This is a genomic window from Geopseudomonas sagittaria (assembly GCF_900115715.1).
Taxonomy (GTDB): Bacteria; Pseudomonadota; Gammaproteobacteria; order Pseudomonadales; family Pseudomonadaceae; genus Geopseudomonas; species Geopseudomonas sagittaria.
On record NZ_FOXM01000041.1, the window covers coordinates 1 to 1,603 of the forward strand.

The window sequence follows — 1,603 nt, forward strand, 5'->3', positions numbered from 1 at the left end:
ACCAACATCTTCCCGACCTTCACCTGCATGGAGAACTGCTGGCTGGCGGCGCAGTCGCGGCTGAAGAACTCGTTCCGCTTCTTCCGCCGCAGCGAAAGCTACGCCGCGGTGCGCGAGCGCGCCGAGCTGGGCCTGGAGCTGTGCGGCCTTAGCGCCAAGCGCGACGTGATCGCCGGCACCATGAGCTACGGCGAGCAGCGTCAGCTGGAGATCGGCATGGTGCTGGCCACCGAGCCGAGCTTCCTGCTGCTCGACGAGCCGATGGCGGGGATGGGCAAGGACGAGTCGAGCCGGGTGGTCGAGCTGCTCGCCCGGCTGGCGAAGAACTACTCGCTGGTGCTGGTCGAGCACGACATGGACGCGGTGTTCAGCATCGCCCACAAGCTCACCGTGATGGTCAACGGCCAGATGCTGGCCAGCGGCCCGCTGGACCAGGTGCGCAACGACCCGGCGGTGCAGGAAGCCTATCTGGGCGACGGCGAGGAGAACTTCTGATGAGCGCAGCAACGGCAATCGCCACCCGCAATGAGCCGGCCATCCCGCTGGTCGAGGCCCGCGGCCTGCACACCTACTACGGCAACAGCCACATCCTCCACGGCGTCGACTTCACCATCGCGCCGGGCGAGACCCTGGCCCTGCTCGGCCGCAACGGCATGGGCAAGAGCACCACCATCCGCTCGATCCTCGGCCTCACCGCGCCGCGTCGCGGCGAGGTGCGCATCAAGGGCGAGCTGATGACCGGCCAGCCGACCTACCGGATCATCCGCCGCGGCATCGGCTTCGTCCCCGAGGGGCGCGGCATGTTCCCCAACCTCACCGTGCGCGAGAGCCTGGTGATGGCCGCGCGGCCGGGCGTCGACGGCCGCTGCGACTGGACCCTGGAGCGCGTGCTGGCGACCTTCCCGCGCCTGGCCGAGCGCTTCGCCCACTACACCGGCAACCTTTCCGGCGGCGAGCAGCAGATGGTCGCCATCGGCCGCGCGCTGATGACCAACCCCGAGCTGCTGATCCTCGACGAGGCCACCGAGGGTCTGGCGCCGCTGATCCGCAAGGAGATCTGGCAGGTGATCCGCGCGGTCAAGGACACCGGCATCGCTACCCTGGTGGTCGACAAGAACGTCGGCGTGCTGCTCGACCTGACCGACCGCAGCATGATCATGGTCAAGGGCCGGGTGGTCTACGACGGCCCCAGCAGCGAACTGAAGCAGCAGCCCGAGCTGCTCCAGGAGCACATCGGCCTGTGAGTCCGCTGGCCCCCGCGTCGCATGCCGTGCGGCGCGGGGCCGCGCGATCCTTCCCCCGCGGCTCTCTTCCTCCCTCCTTCCCCCGGCTTGCCGCGCTCGCGCCTGGCGCAGCTGCGCCGTGCACAAAGCGGATAACGATCGTGCACAAAGCGGATATCACCCCGCGTCCGCGCGCCGTAGCCTGACTGCAACGCTAGGAAAACGACAGCCGGCCCGTGCAGCCGCAGCCGCCCGCGCGCGTCGGCCAGACCAACAAAAAAGACAAAGAGGTGTCGAGATGAAGAAAGGTGTAATGCGCCCAGGGCACATCCAGCTGCGCGTCCTGGACATGGCCAAGGCCCTCGAGCACTACGTCGAGC

2 protein-coding genes are annotated in these 1,603 nt (G+C 68.4%); both read left to right on the top strand.

The window, feature by feature from the left end; all coding sequences use genetic code 11:
- Window positions 1–495: ABC transporter ATP-binding protein (locus tag BM297_RS21275; protein ID WP_092435826.1), on the top strand; the 495-nt coding region annotated here is incomplete at its 5' end.
- Window positions 495–1,244, top strand: a complete 750-nt coding sequence (locus tag BM297_RS21280; RefSeq protein ID WP_092435829.1) for an ABC transporter ATP-binding protein — start codon at window positions 495–497, stop codon at window positions 1,242–1,244. The genes BM297_RS21275 and BM297_RS21280, both read left to right, overlap by 1 nt.
- Window positions 1,245–1,603 lie beyond the last annotated feature (359 nt).

Coding starts and splice junctions, on each gene's coding strand:
- BM297_RS21280 (WP_092435829.1), top strand. CDS start 495: ATGAGCGCAGCAACGGCAATCGCCACCCGCAATGAGCCGGCCATCCCG.